Source organism: Streptomyces chryseus (assembly GCF_014650755.1).
GTDB lineage: Bacteria > Actinomycetota > Actinomycetes > Streptomycetales > Streptomycetaceae > Streptomyces > Streptomyces chryseus.
On sequence record NZ_BMVO01000020.1, the window covers coordinates 93,433 to 114,435 of the forward strand.

Annotated in this window: 21 protein-coding genes and 1 pseudogene; 8 read left to right on the top strand and 14 right to left on the bottom strand. The window is 68.7% G+C overall.

All coding sequences use genetic code 11. From position 1 onward, the window contains the following. Window positions 1–9: 9 nt before the first annotated feature. The 4 genes from IE185_RS24945 to IE185_RS24960 all read right to left on the bottom strand — a co-directional run bounded on the left by IE185_RS24945 (window position 10) and on the right by IE185_RS24960 (window position 2,911). Window positions 10–657 carry a class I SAM-dependent methyltransferase gene (locus IE185_RS24945; RefSeq protein WP_138894076.1) on the bottom strand — a complete coding sequence of 216 codons (648 nt, stop codon included), beginning with the start codon at window positions 655–657 and terminating at the stop codon, window positions 10–12. Continuing rightward, the gene (locus tag IE185_RS24950) at window positions 575–1,216 is read right to left on the bottom strand and encodes a P-loop nucleotide/nucleoside kinase family protein (RefSeq protein ID WP_189716050.1); all 642 of its coding nucleotides are present in this window, start codon (window positions 1,214–1,216) and stop codon (window positions 575–577) included. Before IE185_RS24950 ends, IE185_RS24945 begins: the two co-directional genes overlap by 83 nt. After that, complete coding sequence (locus IE185_RS24955) at window positions 1,209–2,111, bottom strand: radical SAM protein (RefSeq protein WP_138894077.1); 903 nt, start codon at window positions 2,109–2,111, stop codon at window positions 1,209–1,211. The genes IE185_RS24950 and IE185_RS24955 overlap by 8 nt, the downstream gene beginning before the upstream one ends. Window positions 2,112–2,218: 107 nt before the next feature. Beyond that, window positions 2,219–2,911 carry an HAD family hydrolase gene (locus IE185_RS24960; RefSeq protein WP_138894078.1) on the bottom strand — a complete coding sequence of 231 codons (693 nt, stop codon included), beginning with the start codon at window positions 2,909–2,911 and terminating at the stop codon, window positions 2,219–2,221. A gap of 96 nt (window positions 2,912–3,007) precedes the next feature. On the opposite strand from IE185_RS24960, the pseudogene IE185_RS24965 reads away from it, so the two are divergent. Further along, a pseudogene (locus tag IE185_RS24965) lies at window positions 3,008–3,780 on the top strand (XRE family transcriptional regulator). Beyond that, window positions 3,767–4,234, top strand: coding sequence for an NUDIX hydrolase (locus IE185_RS24970; RefSeq protein ID WP_138894079.1), 468 nt, complete (start codon window positions 3,767–3,769; stop codon window positions 4,232–4,234). Before IE185_RS24965 ends, IE185_RS24970 begins: the two are co-directional and overlap by 14 nt. Here the strand turns inward: IE185_RS24970 and IE185_RS24975 are convergent. Continuing rightward, window positions 4,222–4,785, bottom strand: coding sequence for an HD domain-containing protein (locus IE185_RS24975; RefSeq protein WP_138894080.1), 564 nt, complete (start codon window positions 4,783–4,785; stop codon window positions 4,222–4,224). The genes IE185_RS24970 and IE185_RS24975 overlap by 13 nt on opposite strands. Window positions 4,786–5,140: 355 nt before the next feature. On the opposite strand from IE185_RS24975, the gene IE185_RS24980 reads away from it, so the two are divergent. Further along, on the top strand, window positions 5,141–6,436 hold the full coding sequence (locus IE185_RS24980) for a DNA cytosine methyltransferase (protein WP_138894081.1): 1,296 nt from the start codon (window positions 5,141–5,143) through the stop codon (window positions 6,434–6,436). A gap of 45 nt (window positions 6,437–6,481) precedes the next feature. Here the strand turns inward: IE185_RS24980 and IE185_RS24985 are convergent, their stop codons facing one another. Further along, entirely contained in the window at window positions 6,482–6,994 is a 513-nt protein-coding gene (locus IE185_RS24985) for a very short patch repair endonuclease (protein WP_138894082.1), read from the bottom strand. Further along, window positions 6,991–7,944, bottom strand: a complete 954-nt coding sequence (locus IE185_RS24990) for a NaeI family type II restriction endonuclease (protein ID WP_138894083.1) — start codon at window positions 7,942–7,944, stop codon at window positions 6,991–6,993. The genes IE185_RS24985 and IE185_RS24990 overlap by 4 nt, the downstream gene beginning before the upstream one ends. 70 nt (window positions 7,945–8,014) lie before the next feature. On the opposite strand from IE185_RS24990, the gene IE185_RS24995 reads away from it, so the two are divergent. Further along, on the top strand, window positions 8,015–8,203 hold the full coding sequence (locus IE185_RS24995; RefSeq protein ID WP_138894084.1) for an AbrB/MazE/SpoVT family DNA-binding domain-containing protein: 189 nt from the start codon (window positions 8,015–8,017) through the stop codon (window positions 8,201–8,203). A 27-nt stretch (window positions 8,204–8,230) separates the two neighbouring features. Here the strand turns inward: IE185_RS24995 and IE185_RS25000 are convergent, their stop codons facing one another. The 3 genes from IE185_RS25000 to IE185_RS25010 form a co-directional block, all read right to left on the bottom strand. Continuing rightward, window positions 8,231–10,051 carry an SNF2-related protein gene (locus IE185_RS25000; RefSeq protein WP_138894085.1) on the bottom strand — a complete coding sequence of 607 codons (1,821 nt, stop codon included), beginning with the start codon at window positions 10,049–10,051 and terminating at the stop codon, window positions 8,231–8,233. Then, window positions 10,052–11,464 (bottom strand): ParB/RepB/Spo0J family partition protein, encoded by a 1,413-nt coding sequence (locus tag IE185_RS25005; RefSeq protein ID WP_138894086.1) that lies wholly within the window; start codon window positions 11,462–11,464, stop codon window positions 10,052–10,054. Between the two features lie 65 nt (window positions 11,465–11,529). Then, window positions 11,530–12,174, bottom strand: coding sequence for a KpnI family restriction enzyme N-terminal domain-containing protein (locus tag IE185_RS25010; protein ID WP_138894087.1), 645 nt, complete (start codon window positions 12,172–12,174; stop codon window positions 11,530–11,532). A 370-nt stretch (window positions 12,175–12,544) separates the two neighbouring features. Between IE185_RS25010 and IE185_RS25015 the strand changes: the two genes are divergently transcribed. Next, the gene (locus tag IE185_RS25015; RefSeq protein ID WP_170198251.1) at window positions 12,545–13,168 is read left to right on the top strand and encodes a helix-turn-helix domain-containing protein; all 624 of its coding nucleotides are present in this window, start codon (window positions 12,545–12,547) and stop codon (window positions 13,166–13,168) included. Between the two features lie 220 nt (window positions 13,169–13,388). After that, window positions 13,389–13,613: a hypothetical protein gene (locus tag IE185_RS25020; protein WP_138894089.1), complete on the top strand. Its 225-nt coding sequence runs from the start codon at window positions 13,389–13,391 to the stop codon at window positions 13,611–13,613. Window positions 13,614–13,922: 309 nt separating this feature from the next. On the opposite strand, the gene IE185_RS25025 is transcribed toward IE185_RS25020, so the two are convergent. Further along, a complete protein-coding gene (locus tag IE185_RS25025; protein ID WP_138894090.1) occupies window positions 13,923–15,314 on the bottom strand; it encodes an NAD(P)/FAD-dependent oxidoreductase in 1,392 nt (463 codons plus the stop codon). A gap of 131 nt (window positions 15,315–15,445) precedes the next feature. On the opposite strand from IE185_RS25025, the gene IE185_RS25030 reads away from it, so the two are divergent. Beyond that, entirely contained in the window at window positions 15,446–16,369 is a 924-nt protein-coding gene (locus tag IE185_RS25030) for an aminoglycoside phosphotransferase family protein (protein WP_373303754.1), read from the top strand. Beyond that, window positions 16,366–16,839: a GNAT family N-acetyltransferase gene (locus tag IE185_RS25035; protein WP_138898894.1), complete on the top strand. Its 474-nt coding sequence runs from the start codon at window positions 16,366–16,368 to the stop codon at window positions 16,837–16,839. The genes IE185_RS25030 and IE185_RS25035 overlap by 4 nt, the downstream gene beginning before the upstream one ends. Window positions 16,840–16,990: 151 nt before the next feature. Here the strand turns inward: IE185_RS25035 and IE185_RS25040 are convergent, their stop codons facing one another. From IE185_RS25040 to IE185_RS25050, 3 genes are all read right to left on the bottom strand, one after another. Beyond that, window positions 16,991–18,337: an FG-GAP and VCBS repeat-containing protein gene (locus IE185_RS25040; protein WP_138898893.1), complete on the bottom strand. Its 1,347-nt coding sequence runs from the start codon at window positions 18,335–18,337 to the stop codon at window positions 16,991–16,993. A gap of 241 nt (window positions 18,338–18,578) precedes the next feature. Beyond that, window positions 18,579–19,583 (bottom strand): zinc-binding dehydrogenase, encoded by a 1,005-nt coding sequence (locus IE185_RS25045; protein ID WP_138909523.1) that lies wholly within the window; start codon window positions 19,581–19,583, stop codon window positions 18,579–18,581. 119 nt (window positions 19,584–19,702) lie between these two features. Next, window positions 19,703–20,887, bottom strand: a complete 1,185-nt coding sequence (locus IE185_RS25050) for an NAD(P)-binding protein (RefSeq protein WP_189716054.1) — start codon at window positions 20,885–20,887, stop codon at window positions 19,703–19,705. Window positions 20,888–21,003: the final 116 nt, after the last annotated feature.

Genomic DNA, 21,003 nt, shown 5'->3' on the forward strand with positions numbered 1-21,003 from the left:
TCCTTCGTACTAGGAGGGGGTGCGGGCTGCAAGGAGCAGGCCCATCCGGTGGGTGTGGTCCTGGAGCTGGCCGATGTGGGCGCGCTCGGCGAACTCGTTCGTGCGCAGGGTCAGCAGGACATCCCAGTCGCCGATGAAGTGGCGCCTGAGCTTCTCGGGGGACGTGTAGTGCTCGATCAAGTGCTGGCGCTGGGTGACAGGCATCATGAACTCCGCGCCGTACAGGCCGCTCTGGCCGACGGAGGACTGCATGCGGGTGACGAAATCAGCGAGCGGGCGATGATGGTTGGCACTGTAATGCCAGGAGCAGCTCGTCCAGATGGCATCGCAGGGCGTGCCCGAAGACTCCCATTGGAGGAAGTCCTTCTCCACAATCTGTACGCGGTCGTGGAGCGATTCGAGCTTGAGGCGGTCGACGAGGCCCATCGCGTGGGCCCGGTTGTCACCCGGGAGGATGACCTCGCCACCGTGCAGGGCGAGCGGGTCGTGCTCTACCGCGACCACCTGGTAGCCGGCGGCGGCCAGAGGCAGGACGAACTTACCGTCGCTCGCCCCCACAACCATGACCGTGGCGTTAGGAGCGGCACGCTCCTTCAGCGCGGCGAGGAACTGGGGGAAGAACGTGAGGGTGTGCTCCCACAGGCTCTGCGTTTGCACGGTGGCGGGCTCCTTGCGTGTCGATGGACAGGATCGTCTGGAGGACCTCGTCGGGGGCCAGATGCGTGGTGTCCACGTGGTGCATCGGGAACTGGGCATAGGCGTCGGTAACGCGGTCTGCCACCTCTTCTGCCAGGACGTCCCAGCGGGAGACCGGCTTGATGCGCTCGGCGAGCCGGCGCCCGCGCTCGCCTTTGCCGCACGTCAGTTGGTACGTCACGGGCTGGGGCAGGCTGGGCGGGAGCCTGACGCCGAGGCTGGAGCCGAGTGCCTGGTGGTTGGCCAGGCAGCGGGCGAAGTAGCTCTCCACGACCACCGAGGTGCCCTCGGCTAGGAGGCGCTGGATCTCATCGGTCACGGTGAACAGCGCGGACAGGTAGAAGCACATCCGGGCCTCGGTGTTTCCACGCCGGTCCACCTCACGGCGCAGAGGCTGGTAGAAGAGAGGCACGGTTGGGACTAGGACGGCGCGGCGGGCCGCTGCCAGCATCGGAGCGATGGTCGACTTTCCGGTGCCGCGGAGCCCTTCGAGGCTCTCGAACAGCGGACCGTCAGACACGGGCATACACCACATCCGGTACCGCGAGCGTGAGCTCGTCGGTGGGGGAGGGCCGGTGGTCGATGTGGTCAGCGAGCTTGTCGTACCAGAAGGCGTGCGAGTCTTTGCCGACGGCCTTGCAGGACATGGTGAGCGCGCCGCGGGGGTCGGCCTCGATCCGCTCGATCTCGACGGGGCCCCCGTCAGGAAGGCAGGCGTCCGAGGCTCCGCCCTCGGACAGGTCCTCGTCGACGATCACCTCGATCTCCAGGTCGGCCGCATCCAGCCGGCCTCGAAGACGCGTGTAGGCCGCGGGGTCGGTGATCAGGAGCTCGGGGTGAGCTGCGGCGTTGCCGACCGGCCGGAGGCAGTGCAGCTTCAGCTGCTCCACGCCATAGCCCTGGAGTACGCGAGCGAGCGGCAGCACCTCTTCGATGTTGCGTGAGGTGACCGTCATGGTGGCCCCGGCACGGACACCGAGTCGCTGGGCGATTTCGAGGGCGCTCAACGCGCTGCGGTAGCTTCCGAACTTGCGGATGTGGTCGTTGGTCGAGCCGATGCCCTCCAGCGATACCCGGAGCAGGTCCAGGTCGGGGGCGATCTCGGTCAGCCGGCGCTCGATCCGGTAGCCGTTGGTGCAGATCTCGACCCGCAGCCCAAGATCCCGCTTGGCGTACTGGACGACCTGGGTGAGGTCCCGGTAGACGAACGGTTCGCCGCCCAGCAGAGTCACGGCCTCGGTTCCGTACTGGTCGCGCATGAGGGCGAGGAGGTTGATCGCCTCGTCCGCGGTGAAGGCGTCGGCGTGCTGGAGCCGCTGGCCGTGGAAGCAGTGCAGGCATTCGAAGTTGCAGCGGTACAGCAGCTGCAGATACAGCATCCGGATTCTGCGGATCCCGGTGACTTCGCTGATCACGAGGGTCTCCTTCGGGCGTTTGCCTGGTGGGAGACCTGATATTGGCGGGACAGGTACGGACCCCGTCACCGCGTCTCGGGACGCTCCGAGGACGTCCTGGGACGTTTTCAGGACGCCGCGAACGTCTCCAGGATCCCGAGCACACGAACGGTGTCCATGAGGTCAGGCAGCACCCTTTGAGCACCGGCAGCGGCCAGTTCCTCGGCGCTGTGGACGCCGGAGGCGACCGCGATGATCTCGGAGCCCGTGGCGATCGCGGCCTCAACGTCCCTGGGCGTATCGCCCACGAGCACGACGGGCACGTCGCCTGGTGCGCCTCGCAGCTGTTGGGCACGCTCACGGGCGACAGCGACCAGGTCCGGCCGCTGGAGAGCATCAGCGCCATAGGCGCCAACTCGCAGATCGAGCAGGGGGTCAAGGCCGAACGCCGATACCTTCACTCGGGCGTTGGCCGCGATATTGCCGGTGAGTACCGAGGACACCCAGGTATTGCGTACGGAGACTTCCTTCAAGATTTCACGCACGCCGGGCAAGGCTGTCCCACGTCGGCTGAGCTCGGAGAGGCGCGCCTCCCCTGCGGCGGCGAGAGCCTTCTCGACAGTGGCCCAGCCCGGCTCGGCCACACCGTTTCGGTGGAACATGTCGCGCATGATCAGGCGGTCCGTACGGCCTTCCGTCCGCGCCGGCCCCATGGGCGCTCTCCCCGACAGCGCCGTGAAGGCAGCGGCGTAAATCTCCTTGCTGACCGCGGCATTATCGATCAGCGTGTGGTCGATGTCCCACAGGACGATGAGCTCCATACGCCCAGCGTAAGCACCGTGGTCGGCCGTCGACCTTCCGCAGAACGTCCCGTAACGTCCTTGCCGCTCCCGACGCCGTCAGCTTGTATGGCGCCTGTGAACGAGCGACTGCACTCCGTACTCGCCCAGCGCGGCATCCCACCTGAATCCCTCGCCGAAGTCTGCGAGGTAGACCCCAAAACGGTTAGCCGATGGCTCGGCGGACGTGTTCCTCACGCTCGCCACCGCTTCCGCGTCGCCCGGCACTTGCGGGTGGAGGAGCTGTTCCTATGGCCGGCGCCGGCGCGCAGTGCCCTACAGCAAGCCGCAGGGTCAGAACCAGAGCTCGTCACGACCTACCAGAACCGGGCGAGCGTCCCACGGGACACGTGGCTGTCGCTGCTCAAAGGCGCGCAGGAGCAGATCGGCGTCCTCGTCTTCTCCGGCACCTTCTTCGCCCAGTCCAACCCCCACGTCGCGAAGATGCTCGCTGAGCGCGCATCGGACGGGGTGCGAGTGCGGCTCTGCTTCGGCGACTCAAACGGTCAGGCAGCAGCCATCCGGGGCCGAGAGGAGGGCATCGGCGACACCCTTGCCGCCAAGATCCGCGCCTCCCTCACCTACTACCGGCCTTACTGTCCGAGGCAGGCTGCGAAGTGAGACTGCACGACACCACCCTCTACACGTCCATGTTCCGCTACGACAACGACCTCCTGGTCAACCCGCACGTCTGGGGCCAGCCGGCCAGCGCCAATCCCCTCCTGCATCTCAAGAGAGCTGACACCGCAGGCTGGTTCGACAACTACGCTCAGAGTTTCGAAGCTGTCTGGGCCACCGCACGGCCCTGGACACCCGAACAGGAGGGGCCCTCGTCACATGGGCAGGACTGAGTACTACAACGACCCCAAGGCCCCCAAGGCGAACACGCTCATCCCCGCCAACAACCTCCTTGTCGTCGACGACAACGGCGCCATACTGCTCCAGCGCCGCCGGGACACCGGCCAGTGGGCCCTGCCGGGCGGTGCCCAGGACATTGGCGAGACAGCGGCCCAGTGCGCTGTGCGTGAGTGCCTGGAAGAGACCGGGATCATCGCCGAGGTCACGGGTTTCCTGGGGGTCTACACAAATCCGAACCACATCGTGGCCTACACGGACGGCGAGATCCGCCAGCAGTACGAGAACACCTACATCGGCCGCCCTGTGGGCGGTGAGCCCACGATCAACGACGAAGCCGATGGCGTCCGCTACGTCCAGCCGAACGACCTGGACGACTACGACATCCATCCCAGCATGCGCCAGCAGATCGGCGACTACCTTGCCGGCACATACCCCTACCTGGGCTGAGCCGCCAACGCTGCTTCCACCCGCCCCACGGCCGCCAGGATCTCCGGTGACGCCCGACGGATGAACCTCCCCACCAGACTGTCGGACCCGTACCGCCCGGTGATCTCGGCCAACCGAGCATCGGCCGACGTGACCTCGCCATCGGGCGTGGTCGTCATGTCGCAGTACACGAGGGCATCGACGAGGCGCTGATCGTCGAGTAGCGGAAACTCTGCTTCGAGTACGGCCCGCAATCCCCGCTCCTCCGCTTCCAGCAAAGCGAAGGAGTGGTTGGCCACGAGGCGGGTCAGCCGTTCTTCTGCAGCATGGGTCTCGCGAAGGAAGCGGGCACCGTCGAGCGGATGAAATCCAGTGACGGTCAGCCGGGGTGCGTAGCCGACGTCGTGAAGAACAGCGGCAGAGGCCAGCAGCTCCGCATCCCCTTCAACCAGCTCAGCGATTTCAGCGGCACGCTGCGAGACTCCTAGTGAGTGCAGCCACCGACGAGGAAGCGGCCCTCTCAGTTCAGCCTCGGCCACGGTGTGAGCCCACACCGCCAAAGTTCCGTTCACGCTCGGTACCTGCCCAGGTGCGGCCGTGCCCAGACACGGCCTGATCGGTCAGTGCACCCCAATCCTCGGCAAGGGGCCGGGCGGCGGATTCCCGGCGTTTCAGAGTGAGACACGCGTCCCTTTTTGCCAAGCAGGGCCTGTGGACAACGGCAAGGGCTGATGCCGACGAACTAATATGGGCCACCTCGCTGGCCGCGTTCGCGGTCAGCTCAGCTGTTCTTGCCCCGACTCAGTGGACTTGTTGAGATCTTGCTGGGATGTTCGTGAGCGAGACGGACTCGCTAGCGTGTTCGAGTCCGGCCCGTCGCGAGTGCAGCCGAGCGCGCGGCGGGCAGTGCGCACGTATGGAGGACAAATGGCCAAGCTGCAGGTTGCCGAGATCTGCGCGGGTGCCGGCGGGCAGGCTCTGGGGTTGGAGCGTGCCGGGTTCGAGCACGCTGTTGCCGTGGAGCTCGACCCGTGGGCCGCGGAGACCCTCAAGACCAATATGCCGGGCTGTGATGTACGCACGGGGGACGTGGCTGACCGGTCCGTTTGGGACCCGGAGCGGTTCTGCGCTGAGCGAGGGACCCCGGATCTGATTGCCGGTGGCGTTCCATGCCCTCCCTTCACTATCGCGGGCAAGCAGCTCGGCGCCACCGACGAGCGAGACCTCTTCGCCTGGGCGGTCGGGCTGGCCGAGCGGGTTCGGCCCAAGGCCCTTCTGCTAGAGAACGTGCGAGGGCTTAGCGCGAACCGGTTTGCTGCCTACCGGCAAAACGTCCTGGACACACTGCAAGCTGCTGATTACGTAGCGCAGTGGGAGCTCTTCCACGCTGCGGACTTCGGCGTGCCACAGCTGCGCCCGAGATTCGTCCTTGTGGCGCTTCAGCGCGAATATGCCCCTTACTTCGCCTGGCCGAAGCCGCTGGAGGGTAAGCGACCGACAGTCGGCGAGACGCTCTACGACCTCATGGCCGCTAGGGGATGGAAAGGAGCCGAGAAGTGGGCCGAGGGCGCTAACGACATTGCGCCGACCATCGTCGGCGGTTCCAAGAAGCACGGTGGGGCAGACCTGGGGCCGACGCGCGCGAAGGCCGCCTGGGCAAAGCTCGGGGTTGATGCGCACGGCGTGTCAGACGACGCGCCCGACGAAAACTGGAAGCCCGCTGAAGGGAAGCCCGGACCGAAGCTCACGGTGGAAATGGTCTCGCGTATCCAGGGATGGAAGCCTGAGGACAAGTGGGTCTTCGAAGGGAAGAAGACCAGTCGGTACCGTCAGGTTGGGAACGCATTTCCTCCCCCTGTAGCCGAAGCGATCGGCCGGTCCATCGCTCGCGCGCTGAACAAGGAGGGTGCTCCGGCTGAGTTGGTCGAGGACATGGAGACGGTCCACGACCCTGTCTACAAATTGCTCCGCGCGGAGGCGGAGAAGCAGAGGTTCATCGGCATCACCCAGATCATCGGGCGGCTGGAGAAGGCCGGCAAGCGCCTGTCTGAGCCCGAGGTCGAGCGGCACATTGCCCATTTGGAAAGGGACTTCGAGATTCGGAGAGAGCAGCGCTCCGGCGGCACCTACGCCTACAGCCTTGGCGATTTCAAGGCGTTTGTTGGCCAGGAGGGGCACCAGCGGCACGAGCTGTTCTCGCTGAACCAGGCGAAGATCAGCTGACCCGCTGAGGGCGTGTTCGACGGAGGAGAGCGGTGTTCGCGGGTCCTACTGGGGGTCCCGCGGCCCCGCTACCGCCTGCCGCCGAGACTTCACCGCGTCGATAACGGTGTCGGCGCATGCCTCGGGGTCGAGGTGCTCCCAGAAGCGCAGCACTAGCCAGCCCTCGTCGGCGAGGCGCTGGTCGGTGTCCCGGTCGCGCTGGACGTTCCGCCCGATCTTGTCTTCCCAGTACGGACGGTTGGTCTTCGGCATGACGAAGTGGTCGGGGCAGCAGTGCCAAAAACATCCGTCAATGAACACAGCCACCTTTACGGGGCGGAAGACCATGTCGGCTGTGCGCCGCATCTTCGGCAGGGGCTTGGCCGCTACCCGGTAGCGCAGCCCCGCTGCGTGGACGAGTGACCGCAGCAGCAGTTCCGGAGCCGTGTCGCGGCTCCGGTTGCCCAGCATGCTGCGTCGGTTCGCGGCTGACGAAGCCCACGAGCCGTCGGGCGGGACCCACGGTCCTGTCTGGGGCTCCGACTCCGGCACCGTGCAGCGCTTGCTGTGTCCGTTCATATTTCCGGCAGTCTCGGTACTGTTTCTTCGGGGTCGTCGGCCAGGGCCAGGACCCACTCCTGTCCGTCCAGCTCTACTGTCGGTACCCCTACGTGGTGGGCCCGTGCAGGGGACAGGCGGGCACTGACAGATTCACCGGGGCCCGGAACCGGCAGCCCCAGGACTTCGGCGATGCGCCCGTGGCGGGTGTAGTGACCCAAGATCACTATCCCGTGGCGCTGGAGCCTGGAGCGCGATCCACCGTTGTAGCGGACGCGCTTCATGTAGTCCTCCTGCATAGCCACCGTAGCAACGACGTTGCGGCTGACCCTGCGCCCTTGCGCCCGGAGGAACAGCTCGTCCACGCGGCGCTGGCCGCTCTTGTGGGAGAAGACAGCGGTGATGTCCGCCGGGGAGAGGCGCAGCAGCATGTTCTCCTGGAGAGGCGCGTCGCGGAACAGCCATCGCACTGCGCCCCGGCCGGCCGCGTTCAGTGTCTTCTTCGCGTCGCGGTTGCCGCCGTTGTTGAGCCGCTCGGGCAATGCCCGTACGAGTCCCACCGACCACTGGGACTGCTCGTCGCTGGCCCAGACGACGAGCAGCAGGTGCCCGTGGGCTTCGGGCGGGATCATCCACTGGCCGAGGGTCTGGGAGTACTTGCAGTCGACGTCCGACCCGGAGATCGAGTAGTCCATGCTGGCGCCGTCCGCGAAGCCGAACTCGCGCTGCACATTGATCTCGATCAGGGTCCCCAGGTGGGCCTTCTCGGTCTTGAAGAGCTGGTCCCATCGGAAGCGCCCGGTGTGCTGGCCGTCCAGCAGCATGTCGATGCTGCGGCGGACCGCGCCAGCGAACCGGCTGCCGTCCGGGTCCGCGCGAAGGATCTCCTCGGCCACCGCCTCCAAGGCCGGGTCATCGCTCTCACCAACTGGCCACAGGGGTGCCTGCACGCTGATCGTTTCGCCGTCCACAGCGGGACTCTATCGGCAGAGGATGTGCTGGGGCAGGCGGTTGCGGGACGGTGCTGGCAGACTGCTGGGCGTGATACGCGAACCAGCAGAACTCTTGGTCGGCGATGACGGGCAGGTCGTACTCCCTCTCGGCCTCCTAGCGGAGGCAGGGCTCGATGCAGGCAGCCGCCTTCTCGCTTTCAGCGACGGCGACGGGCGCATCGTGCTGCAGCGGGAAGCGGACGCCATCGAGCGGCTCCTCGGCGAGGGCACGCTTTGACGGGTATCGGAGGGCTGGTGGTGCCCGCTACGCCGGGCGCCCTCTGAGATGTTCCAGCAGTGCCTGGACGTCGGCTGAGTTCATCCCTGCCGCCATCGGGGCCTCGTCCTCCGGGTCAGCGAGCTGCTGCACCTCGGGGTCGTCGAGGATGCTGCCCATGAACTCCAGCTTCTCTCCGAGCCGCATGGAGACGACATCATCGACACTTCCCACCGCGGTGAGGACGGTGACCCGCGTCTCCGTATCCGGGGCGAGGCCAAGGCGATGGATGCGGTCCAGGCTCTGGAGGAACCGGCCTGCCTGGAAGTCGCGGTCGACGTACACAGCGTCATGGCAGACCTGGTGGAGGCTGATGCCCTCGCCCAGGGTTGCCGGGTTGGAGATGAGGACACTGCAATCCGGATCCTCGCGGAAGCGGCGCAGCTCCTCCTCCCGGTCGGGGGTCCCCCCGTGCACTGCGGCGGGCTGGAACGGTGCGAGCAGCGCTTGCAATGACGTGATGCTCCGGACGAAGCCCGTCCACACCAGGGTCTTCCGGCCGGCCGCGGCATTGGCGGAGACGATGGACAGCGTTTCCGTGTACTTGGGCGGCAGTTCGTAATCGGGGAGCTTGCGGAGGAGGGCCGTCAGCGAGTCCCCCTCCGGGACATCCAACGGCGGGACTTGGAAGCTCAGCGGCTCGTAGCGGGTCGAGCCGCCGACGAGGAGCGCTGGACTGGTCGCGGCCATGAGCAGACGCAGGACTGCCTTGCCGAATGCCTCGAAATCGCCCCGGTCGGCAGCTGCGCGCGGAGAGAACTTGCCGATCAAGGCGTCGTAGATCTCACGGTGCAGGGGAGGCATGCTGAGCGGGCGGACGCGCAAGTCGACAGGCGGAAGCCCCAGCTCTGCCTTCGTCGTCCGGGTGTAGAGGGGGCGCAGTACCTGGCTTGCATGGGCTAGGTCGCCACCGTCTACCGCCTGGGTGACCACGCGTCGCCCGTGGCCAGGCCAGACGAAGGAGAGCAGGTTCTCCAGATCCTTCGCCCCGTTCGGCGCCGGGGTGCCGCTAAGGATCATGCGCACGCGGCTGAGCGGGCCCAGCGCCATGCAGGCCGCGCCGTAGACACCCGCGCCGCCGAGCTTCATGCGGTGCGCCTCGTCAAGGATGAGCATGGTCGGGGCCGCCTTCAGCCACTGCGACAGGCCGGCGAGCGCCCGGTCCAGCCGCTCGTAGTTGAGAAGGAGGATGTCTGCTGCCGGAGGCACCGACTTGCCGAGTACCTGTACGTCCAGAGGCGAGGAGAAGCACTCCCGCGCCTCCAGTTGCCACGCCTCGTAGGCCGACTTCGGGCTGACTACCAGGATGCGGTTGACCGCTCCCTGCTCCCGCAGGGCCGAGAACACGGCCAGGGAGACGCGGGTCTTGCCGGCGCCGGGCACGCTGAAGTTGGCCCCGTGGCCGACCGAGAGCAGCCGGGCGATGTCCCGGAGCTGGAACGGGGTGAGAGGCCCCGTCCAGGCATCGCCCAGCAGGGCTGGCACCCCTTCCGGAGCAACGCTCTTCTCGGTCGGCGTGCCGTTCAGCAGCCGATCCGCCGTCTCCGCGGTGTCGAGCATCTCGCTGACAAGGAGGCGGAAGTCGTCCTCCCAGACCACGCTCTCGGGCTGCGGCCATGCCGCTAGGGAGCCGAGACTGGCCAGGAAGCTGTCTATGGGGACAGCAGCGGATAGGCGGTCGGTCATCCGGCCACTGGGGAAGCTGGCGATCATCTGCCCCAACTCGCCGCGGCACTCGGGCACGGTCCTGAGCGCCGCTTGGGTGCGCGTGGTGTCGAAGCCGATCACCAGGCTGGGCTGGTTACCCACTCAGCGTGCCTTTCCCGTGGCTTCGAGGAGCCAGGACAAGCCGTCGCCGGGCTCGCCGACAGTCCGTCGGGCTTCGATCGCGAGCTTCTCCAGCCTCTTCCGCAGTTCGACGATGGCATCGTCGAAGGCGTCCTCGTCGAGGCTTCGCTGAGACCGGGAGAGGACAAGGTCCGTGATGCACTGCTCGATGCTGCGGTTCGCGTCGGCGAGGCGAGCTGGGGCAGCTTGCTTGCGCTTGGTGATGCGGGCGTCGCGGCCGGCGTCGGTGATGGCTTGGTCCATCGCCTTGTGTATGCGCTTGACCTCGTCTTGCGCTGAAGTGACTACCTCCGTCGGCGCGGAGCTGCCGACTTGGGTGACCGCCCTAGCGTGGAGCACGGCATCTGTCAGGGCTCTAGCTGCCGAGACAGCACGACTGGGGCCCTGTACGGCACGTCCCAGGCCCGGGATCGCTACACCCCCTTGTGACTCGGGGGCCATGCCGTCTGGCAGCTTCTTCGACAGGTACGCGTCACGGAACTTGTCATCGATGAAGCGCACGTCCGTCTTGGCGAAGCCCATGAGCATGGCGGCCAGGCGGTTCTCCATGAGTAGATCGGCCCGCTCGGGGTTGACGCTGTACTGCTTCTCGTAGGCGCGATGCAGCTCGCGGAACTTCTCCGCGTGCTCCTCGAACGCGACCAGTGACAACCGCTCCCCGGAGGTCTCACTGCGCTTGATCAACTGGCGGATAACGGACAGCACCCACTGGTCCTGCCGGACCCGTGCAGCCGTGCTGCGGAAGGTGGTAGCGATCGCCGCGAGCGGGGTGCCCTGGTCGACCAGTTCCTCCACGGCGATAAGCCGGTTGATGTATGAGTAATCACGCCGGTGCTCCCTGCGCAGCTGCAGCGAGAGCTCAACGGCAGCGATGTCTTTCCAGTCGCAAGAAGCGGGTAGCACAGCCACGCGCACGGGGTGGTTCGGCCCGTGTAGTTCCAGGAGCGCGGCGCGCCGCGTGTTGCCGTTGACGAGGATGCCCTCTTGGGTGATCAAGCCCGGCTCGGTCTGCCCGAACTCCTTCAGACTCGCGGAGAGCTCGTCGAACGCGGGGTCGGTCCTCGCCGGATCGGCAGGGACCACCTGCAGTAGACGACCCAGGTATCGCTGACCGTCTGTGCTCCACGGGTCTGTTACGAGGATCGCGGACTTCTCAGGGTCATGATCTGCCTGCGCGCGGATCCGATGGGTCGCCGGGTTGTAGTACAGGTCGCCGACCTGCATCTCGATCACTTCGAGGTGCTCGGGCTTGCCCCGCCACTCGACGGTGAACGTCTCGCGGGTGCCGCCGCCGGCGGCGCTCTCCGCCAGCCGGGCCTGAACGGTAGCCCGGTTCTCCTCAGCCCTGGGCGGCAGCCCGTAATCCTTAGCCATGTCCGCTGTTCTCGCTCCTGCCTCTGCTCGTCATGTTTCGGATGTCCTCCGCACCTGCCGGATGCTCAGTCGAGGCCGAGCTCTTTGCGAAGGTGGGCGCGCGACTTCTCGGGCAGGGATCGGTAGTCGCTCCAGAGCTGCTCCAGTCGGCTGAACTGGCGCTCATCGGCTTCCACCCAGCCGGACAGTACCTCGCGCTCGATGGAGCTGAGTCCGGCGGCTTCCTTGAGGACTCGGCCCAGGTCCGCGACCAGCTCCCTGCCGCCGATGCGGCACCGCTTGCACTCGGTGATCAGCTCGGTGGCCGTGGACCCGTCGGGCTTCAAGACCTCGCGCCGCGCGATGTCCAGCTGGGCTGCTTCGTATGTGCCGGCGTAAGTCTCGCCGGGAACGATCCCGCAGGACCGGCACATGTTGCCGTCCTGCTGGAGGACCTCGCGCCGGCGTCCTGCGCCGATGGCCGTCGTACCGGTCTTCCGGGTGGCGCGGCCGGGTTCCCAGACGGGGTCGCCGCGCTTCACGAAACGCTGCTCGTGAGAGTCGAGTACTGCGTCTTCCCTGTTTGTGTGGATTTGCCACCCGAAGTCGCGGAGATCCCGCATGCGTCGATCCACCTGGGACACCCCGGGGAACGCATCGCGCAGTGCCTCCTTGGTGAAGGGCTGCCCCTCGCCGACCTCCGACACGAGCCAGAGGGCGACTCGCTTCATCGTTCCGAGGCTGTCATCGCGCCACGATGGCGTCACAGCGCCTCCGTTTCATGCAGTGTTTCGGTGCAGTCCTGAGGGTGCATCTCGGGCCGCGATTCTTGCTCATTATTAGCACAGGCGGTATCGCTTACTCCAGTAGTTCCTGGATCTTTACGCTTCCCGTTGAAGTAAAGATCCGTTTCGTCCCTTAAGTGGGCATTTATGGATTCATTGTGTCCGCTGCCATAAATACATCTGCGTAATAACGCCGGACCGCTCCCCGATGTCGCAAGGAAGGGCTAGGCTTCCGATGATCGCGCAACCCTGCCGATCTCCGGCGAGCGAGAGGCCCCTTTGCGTGCCGTCACTCGGATCAATCAAACGCTCCTGTGTGGGCGAGGCCACGGAGGAAGTGAAGGCTTTTGCGCTCGCCTTCCAGGAGGTGCTGCCCCAGGTCCTCCCGGGAGTGACCATGGCCGAGAAGGCGCGGGCTCTCGGTGTCTCCTCTTCCTTGCTTTCGCACTGGCTGCATGGGAGGAGGCTGCCCCGGCCGGGAGTCCTCGCGGCCTTGAGGCGTCTGGCGCAGCCTGCGCAGAACGCCGTAACGGTCCGCCTGGGTGAGGATTTCGCGCGGGCGGAGCGGCTCTTGCTGGCGGCACGGAAGGCCCCTTGCTGCCGCCGCGCGGGCGCGTGCGCCTGCGGCGGCGAGGCTGCGGAGGGGGACCGGCGCAACGGTTTCGGCAGGCAGGCTGACGACGGGGACCGGCGCAACAGCGCGGCCGCCGATGAGACGGAATGCTGCACTCCGGTTTACCTTGCCGCGCTTCCATTGGCGGCTCGAACCGCCTTTTTGTGGAACCTCGGGGCGACTCTGCACGAGGGTGAGTGCGGCTCTTTGGTGTCGGCACTGGGGCAGAATCGGATGAATCCTGAAATAGAAGTACTTCTGCGGTCGGCGGAATCTGCGGGTCGGGATACCGTGAAGATCGCGCTTGCCGCCCTTGGGTGTGACTAGGATTGCATGAGCTGCACTGGTGAATTTCTCGACTGCCGGAGAGGCTACTCTGTGACTGCTGAATTATCGGGCTGTCGTAGCCGGTCATTCGGTGCCGACTGCCGTGCGCCCCCGCACGGGCAGAGCAGGAGAGGCTGGACAGAAGGCTTCCCAACCGCGTCCAACCTCCCCTGCAGGAAACGCCCTACTTCGAATCGAATACGAGAAGGAGTTCCCACTGATGAATTGTACGGCCTACCTGGCCAGGGTCGCCAGGAAGATCAAGGCTGCCTGGATGCGCCAGGACGGTTCCAGCGGTGGTGCCGTCTGGCGCTCGTGGCGCAAGATCCTGCGCCGGCTGCGCTTCCTCCGCTGGGCGCTCGCGGTCCAGGTGCTGAAGGGTGCCGCCTATGCCGGCGGTGCCATCGCGATCCAGATCATCGCGGCGCGGTTCTTCATCCGCTGACGCCGCCACGCCGCCGACTTCCTGGCCGCAAGACCCGCGGAGCCGGTGTTGCGTGAGCATTGCGTGAGCGGACGGTACGGCAGCAGGCGGCACCCCGTGATTTGGTTGAGGGTGCCGCCCGCCTGTGACCTGTGGAAACGGTACCGAACGGCATGTGCCGGCAGTGTTCGTCACGAACCTGCAGGCCCTTGTAATGCGTAGGTCGTCGGTTCGAATCCGACAGGGGGCTCCACGGCCCAGGTCGCAGCACATGCGACCTGGGCTTTTCGGTTGCCGGCTCGGGGGCGGTCCGGTCGGAGGCGGCCCGACTCAGTGGCGGCCGGCGATGCGGTCGGCGTAGCGGGCGATGGGGTCCGTTTCGGCGGTACGGCCCGACGCCTCGCGGCGGTCTGCGGTGCGGTAGGCGGCGTACATGGCCTGGACTCCGAGCCAGCGGAACGGCTCCGGCTCCCACTTGCGGACCTTGTGGTCGACCCAGGGCAGCGTGGTGAGGTCGGTGGGGCCGCCCTGGCCGGAGTCCTGCTGGATCAGGTCGCGCAGGGTGCGGGCGGCGAGGTTGGTGGTCGCCACGCCGCTGCCGACGTAGCCGCCCGCCCAGCCGATGCCGGTCGAGCGGTCGAGGGCGACGGTGGAGCACCAGTCGCGGGGGACGCCCAGGACGCCCGACCAGGCGTGGGCGATGGGGACGCCGGCCGCGGTGGGGAAGAAGCGGACGAGGATCTCGCGCAGGGCCTCGATGGTGGCCGGCTGGGTGCGGCCGTCATTGTCGGTGCGCGAGCCGTAGCGGTACGGCACGCCCCGCCCGCCGAGTGCGATGCGGTCGTCGGCGGTGCGCTGCGCGTACATGTAGGCGTGGGCCATGTCGCCGAGGGTCTCGCGGCCGTCCCAGCCGATGTTCTCCCAGACGGAGGCGGGGATCGGTTCCGTGACGATCATCGAGGAGTTCATCGGGAGCCAGGTGCGGCGCTGGCCCTTGAGGCCGGCGGTGAAGCCCTCGGTGCAGCGCAGGATGTACGGGGCGCGGACCGTGCCGTAGGGGGTGACGGCGTGCTTGGGCTTGATCTCCGTGACGGGCGTCGACTCGTGGATGGTGACGCCGAGGTTCTCGACCGCCGAGGCCAGGCCCTTGAGGAGCTTGACCGGGTGCAGGCGGGCGCCGTGCGGGGTCCAGGTGGAGCCGACGGCGCCGGTCACCCGGACGCGTTCGGCGGTCTCGCGGGCGCCGTGGAGGGTGCGTTCCTTCTCGCCGAAGGCGATCTCGGCGGCGTGGAAGTGCTTGAGGCGGGACAGCTGGGCGGGCGTGTAGGCGACTTCGAGCACGCCGCCGTGGTGGATGTCGGCGTCGATGTTCTCGGCGGCGGCGGTGCTGATGACCTCGGTGACCGTGTCGTTCATGGCCTGCTGGAGGCGGACGGCGGCGTCGTGGCCGTGCAGCTTGGCGTAGCGGTCGCGGCCGGCGATGCCGTTGTAGAGCCAGCCGCCGTTGCGCCCGGAGGCGCCGTATCCGCAGAACTTGGCCTCCAGAACCGTGATGTTGAGGAAGGGGACGGCCTTCTTGAGGTAGTACGCCGTCCACAGGCCGGTGTAGCCGCCGCCGACGATGCAGACGTCGGCCGTCGCGTCGCCGGGCAGGGGCTCACGGGGGTCGGGTATGCCTTCGTTCGCGTACCAGTAGGAGATGCCGCCGTTGACGGTGCTCATGATGCCCCTGCGTTCGTTTCCGCTGCTGATCAGCGGTGGTGGCGGGGACGCTAGCGGGCCGGGGCGGGGTCGGCAACGGTGGGGGCCCGTCCGGGTGCGGCAACGGGGGCCCGTCCGGGTGCGGTCGTAGGATCCGGAGGGTGATCGTGATTCCGGAAGTGCTGGCCGTGACGCAGGCGGAGGTCAACGGGGCGGCGGGGCGGGAGTGGATCGCCGCGCTGCCCGGTGAGGCGGCGGCGTACCTGGAGCGTTGGGGTCTGCGGCTCACCGGGCCCTCGATGCACGGGGCGGTCTCGCTGGTGCTGCCGGTGGAGCGGACCGACGGGACGCCGGCCGCGCTGAAGCTGCAGCTCCTGGACGAGGAGACCGAGGGGGAGGCCGCCGCGCTGCGGGCGTGGGACGGCGACGGTGTCGTACGGCTGCTGGAGCACGATCCGCTGAGCGGGGCGATGCTGCTGGAGCGGCTGGACGAGTCCCGGCACCTGTCGGTGCTGGCGGACACGACGGCGGCGGTCCGGGTGCTCGCGGAACTGCTGGTGCGGCTGAACGCGGTGACGGCGCCCCGGGGCGTACGCCGTCTGGAGGACGTCGCGGCGGCGATGCTCGACGAAGTGCCCCGGGCGGTACGGGCGCTGGGTGATCCGGCGGAGCGGCGGCTGCTGGAGCGGTGCGCGGGGGCGGTGCGGGAGGTCGTCGGGGAGGCGGGCGGCCGGCTGCTCCACTGGGACCTGCACTTCGAGAACGTGCTGGCGCCGCTGCCGGGCTCGGGGCGGCGCGAGCCGTGGGTGGTGATCGACCCGAAGCCGCTGGCGGGGGATCCGGGGTTCGAGCTGCTGCCGGCGCTGGTGAACCGGTTCGAGGCGGACCAGGTCCTGCCGCGCTTCCACCTGATGACCGAGGTCCTGGGGCTCGACCGGGCGCGGGCACGGGCGTGGACGCTCGGGCGCGTACTGCAGAACAGCCTGTGGGACCTGGAGGACGAGGACGAGGAGGAGGGCGAGTTGCCGGGGGAGCAGGCGGAGGTCGCGCGGGTATTGCTTACGCTGCGGGGATGATTCGAGACGCCACACCCGCCGATGTCCCCGTCATCCACGCGATGGTCCGCGAACTGGCCGAGTACGAGAAGGCGTTGCACGAGGCGCGCGCCAGTGAGGAGCAGTTGCGGGAGGCGCTGTTCGGGGAGCGTCCGGCGGCGTACGCGCACATCGCGGAGACGGAGGACGGGGAGGTCGCCGGTTTCGCGCTGTGGTTCCTGAACTTCTCCACCTGGCGGGGAGTTCACGGCATCTACCTGGAGGACCTGTACGTGCGGCCCGCGCAGCGCGGCGGCGGGCACGGGAAGGCGCTGCTGGCGTCGCTGGCGCGGATCTGCGTCGAGCGGGGGTACGAACGGCTGGAGTGGTCCGTACTGGACTGGAACGAGCCGTCGATCGACTTCTACCGGGCGCTGGGCGCGGAGCCGCAGGACGAGTGGACGGTGTACCGCCTGACGGACGGGGCGCTGGCGGAACTGGGCGGGGAGTAGCCGGGGGCTGCCTTGCCTGTGCGACCGGGTGGGGAACGTGGCTCGGCACCCGGCCGCAGGGGGAGCTTGTCGGCACCTGGCCGCAGGGGGAACTCGGCTCGGCACCTGGCCGCAGGGGACGTTGCCTCTGCGGCCGGGTGCGCGGTGGCTCCTACTGGAGCATGCCTGCGATGACGTCGGCGTCGGCCGAGGAGACGCCCGTCGTGGTGACGCCGGACGCCGTGCCGGGGAGGCGCAGCGAGTCGGCGGCGATGCCGGTGGCGTACAGGTCGGCGTACCCGTCGCGGTCGGTGTCGCGGAGGCGGGTGAGGTCGCCGAAGTTGTCGTTCCACTGGACGGTGCCGGGTATGCCGGCGGTGTCGCGGTCGAACCACTGGGAGCCGGTACCGGTGAGGCCGCTCCTGCTGCCCTTCAGGACGTGCACGGCTCCGGCGTCCGCCTGGTCGCCGAGCTTCTCGCCGGGGACGCCGATCGCGAGGTCCTTGTAACCGTCGCCGTTGATGTCGGCGGCCGAGACCGAGGAGCCGAAGCGGTCGTTGGTCTCGGGGGTGCCGGCCACACCGCTCGTGGCCTGGGTGATGCGGGCGCTGGTGGCGGGGCCGGTCGAGGAGCCGTACCAGACGGTCACCTGGCCCTTGTAGTTGGCGTTCATCATCGTGCCGAACGCGATGTCACCGTATCCGTCCTTGTTGAAGTCGGCGATCACGCCCTTCTGGGGGTCGGCGTAATCGGTGGTGAGGCGCAGGGTCTTGCCGGAGGCCGGCGTCGAGCCGCCCTTGACGAACCAGGCGTCCGTCCCGAAGACGTTGGGGGCGTCGACGATCCCGGCGACCACCAGATCGGTGCTGGAGTCGCCGTTCATCCTGCCTGCGGTCAGGGACCGGGCGGAGAAGCCCGACTTGGCCAGGGTGGACACGGCACCGGTCACACCGGTGCGGGTGAAAGACCCCCGGTAGATGTACGTCTTGCCGGCGCTGGTGGCGGCGAGGTCCTGCTTGCCGTCCCCGGTGAAGTCCCCGGCGGCCAGGCCGACGCCGAAGCGGCCGTCGGCGACCTTCGCGCCCTGGTTGGGGACCGACGTGCCGCCGCTGAGGCCGTTCGCGCTGCCCCACAGGATGGTGACGGAGCCCTGGTCCTCGCGCCCGTCGACGTCCTCGCCGTACGCCGTCACCGCCAGGTCGGCGTATCCGTCGGCGTTGAGGTCGGCGGCGGCCCGCACGTCGCCGAACATGTCGTCCGCCTCGTCGCTGCCGGGGACGCCGGTGCTCGACTGGGTGATGAGCTGGGTCCGGGTGCCGGGGCCGTCCGCGGTGCCGAAGGTGATACGGACGCCGCCACCGTTGTTGGTGGTGAACACGTAGGACGCGTAGTCGCGGTATCCGTCACCGTTGAAGTCGTCGGCGTACTTGGCGGCGGCCGCTGCCGCGGGGGGCGCTGTGACGACCGGAACGACGGACGCCACGAGAAGGGCCGCGCCGGCGGCATGGCGTATGCGCATGAATGTCTCCTGAGGTGATCGCTACCGCCCCGGTGCCGCGGGGAGTGGCCCGCGTCGCGGCACGGGGCGGTTGACGTACAGGAGACGATCAGGGGGCGGGTGAGGTTGTACGGGCCGTCGGCGCGAATGCGTCGGGAGTGAGTGCGTGAGTGGCGTGATGTGTGTGCGTCAGTGCGTCAGCGCGTGAGGGCATGCGTACGTGCTGCGTGCTGGGTGGGGTCGGCGGGGCGTGCGACCGCCGCTACGGCACGAGGACGACCTTGCCCATCGTGCCGCGCGTCTCCAGGGCGCGGTGGGCCGCCGCCGCCTCCGCCAGGGGGAAGCGCTGGACCGCCGGGACCAGGCGGCCGGCCGCCGCCTGGGCGAGGGCGCGGTTCTCCAGGGTGCGTACGGGGTTGTCGCCGCCCGCCCTGCCGAGCATCGCCGGGCCGAGGACGCTCGCGGAGGTGATGCCCCGGTCGGCCAGTTCCTCGTCGGTGAAGGTCAGCGGGGAGCCGTCGTGCAGGCCGTCCGACGACCAGCCGAAGACGATGTGTTCGCCGCCCTTGCCGAGGAGGTCGACGGCCGCGCGGCCGGTGGCGCCGCCGACCGAGTCGAAGACGACGGTGGCTCCGCCGTCGCCGAGGAAGGCGCGCACCTGCTCCGGCCAGTCGGGCAGCGTGTAGTCCACGGCGAGGTCGGCGCCGTTCTCCTGGACGCGGGCGACCTTGGCGGGGCCGCCGGCCAGGCCGATGACGGTGCCTCCGGCGTTCTTCACGTACTGGACGAGGAGTGTGCCGATGCCGCCGGCGGCCGCGGGGACGATCGCGACGGTGCCGGCCGTCACCTCGGTGAACTGGAGGATGCCCATCGTGGTGCGGCCGGTGCCGATCATGGCGACGGCCTGGGCCGCGTCGAGGTTCTCCGGGATCTCCTGGAGGCGCTCGGCGTCGGTGACGGCCAGTTCGGCGTAGCCGCCGGGGTTCATGCCGAGGTGGACGACGACGCGCTTGCCGAGCCACGACGGGTCGGTGCCCTCGCCGACCGACTCGACCGTACCGGCGACCTCGCGGCCGGGGACGGTGGGCAGCGCGACGGGGGCGGGGAACGGGCCGGGCATGCCCTCGCGCAGGGCGGTGTCGAGGAGGTGCACACCGGCCGCCGACACGGCGACGCGGACCTGCCCGGGGCCGGGGACGGGGTCCTCGGTCCGCTCGTACGTGAGGTTCTCGGCGGGACCGAAGGCGTGGAGGCGGACTGCGTGCATGACGGGCTCCTCGTGATTCCAGGGCATCTCGGCCTGCGGCTCGCGGCATGTGGCTTGCGGCCTGCTGCCCTCGTAGATCTGCGACTGGGCTCAGGCTCGTGCCTCAAGCGCGGTTGAGGTCAAGCCCTTCGCGGGGGGGTGGGGTGCGCGGGGCGCGGGTTGCCGGTCCGCAGTGCGAGGGTCGCCGCCTCCAGGCCGCTGTTGAACGCCACCTCGGCCAGCAGGCCCGGCGCCGCCACCTGGTCGCCCGCGAGGAACACCCCGTCGCCGCGGTTGATCCCGGGGCGGTCCCGCCAGGTGGTGCCCGGCCGGTCGAGTGCGCCCGTACGGCCCGTCGCGAGGGCCTCGCGCCGCCAGGTGACGCGCTCGCGCCAGCCGGGGAAACCGAGGTCGAGCAGGCGCTCGGCGCGTGCGACGCCGTCCGCCCTGGACTCGGCGGGGGCGATCGGGAACTGGCTCTGGAGGAGCTGTTCCCCGGCCGGGGCGAGGGTGGCGTCCTGGGCGGTGAACCGTTCGATCCAGCCGGGCGCGTCCAGGTCGGAGATGACGAACGGGTCGCCCTTGCGGGTCCTGACGGCCAGATCGAGCAGGACCGTACGTCCGCTGTCCCAGGCCAGGGTGGAGTCGCCGAGGAGCCGGCGGGCCGCGTCCAGAGAGGTGGCGACGATCACCGGGCCGCGACGGCCGGCGAGGGAAGTGACGCGCTCGGTCGTCTCGATCCGTACGCCGAGGTTCCAGGCCCGCGCGGCCATCCGGTCGACGACGGAGGCCCAGCCGCCGCGCGGGTAGTGCGCCTCGGGTGGCAGCTTGACGACGCGCCGCAGCCGCTCCTGGACGAAGCGGGCGGAGAGGGAGCCGGGCTCGTGGTGGAAGAGGGCGACCGCGACGAAGTGCGCCGCCGCGCGCGCCCCGGCCTCGCCCACCTCACCGGTGGCCCAGGTCAGGAAGTCGGCGTCCACGGGAGTCTTCGCGGGGGGACGCAGGGCGAGTTTCACCAGTGCGAGCGGCGGCGTACGGCGCAGGGCGCCACCCCGGTGGAAGCGGAGGCGGGCGCCTTCGAGCGGGGGTACGGACACGACGGGGCCGAGCAGGTCGCGCTGCTGGAGCCAGGACCAGAGCGGGCCGCCGTTGTAGAGGGCGTGCGGGCCCTCGTTGGTCTTGTACGGGCCTTCGGCGGTGCGGGCCCTTCCGCCGAGGGTGTGGTGGGCCTCGAACAGGGTGACCGCGGCGCCGGATTCGGCCGCCGTGACGGCCGCCGTGAGGCCGGCGAGGCCGCCGCCGATGACAGTGACGTGGTGCCGCATGTCGGGTCTCCTTGCCGTCGTGGGTCGCTTCCACGGTGCTGACGGGCGGCGGGGGGCCGGGTGTGACATCGGGCGGGTGGGGGCGCGCGGGCTCGGGCGGGGCGGGGGAGGACGGC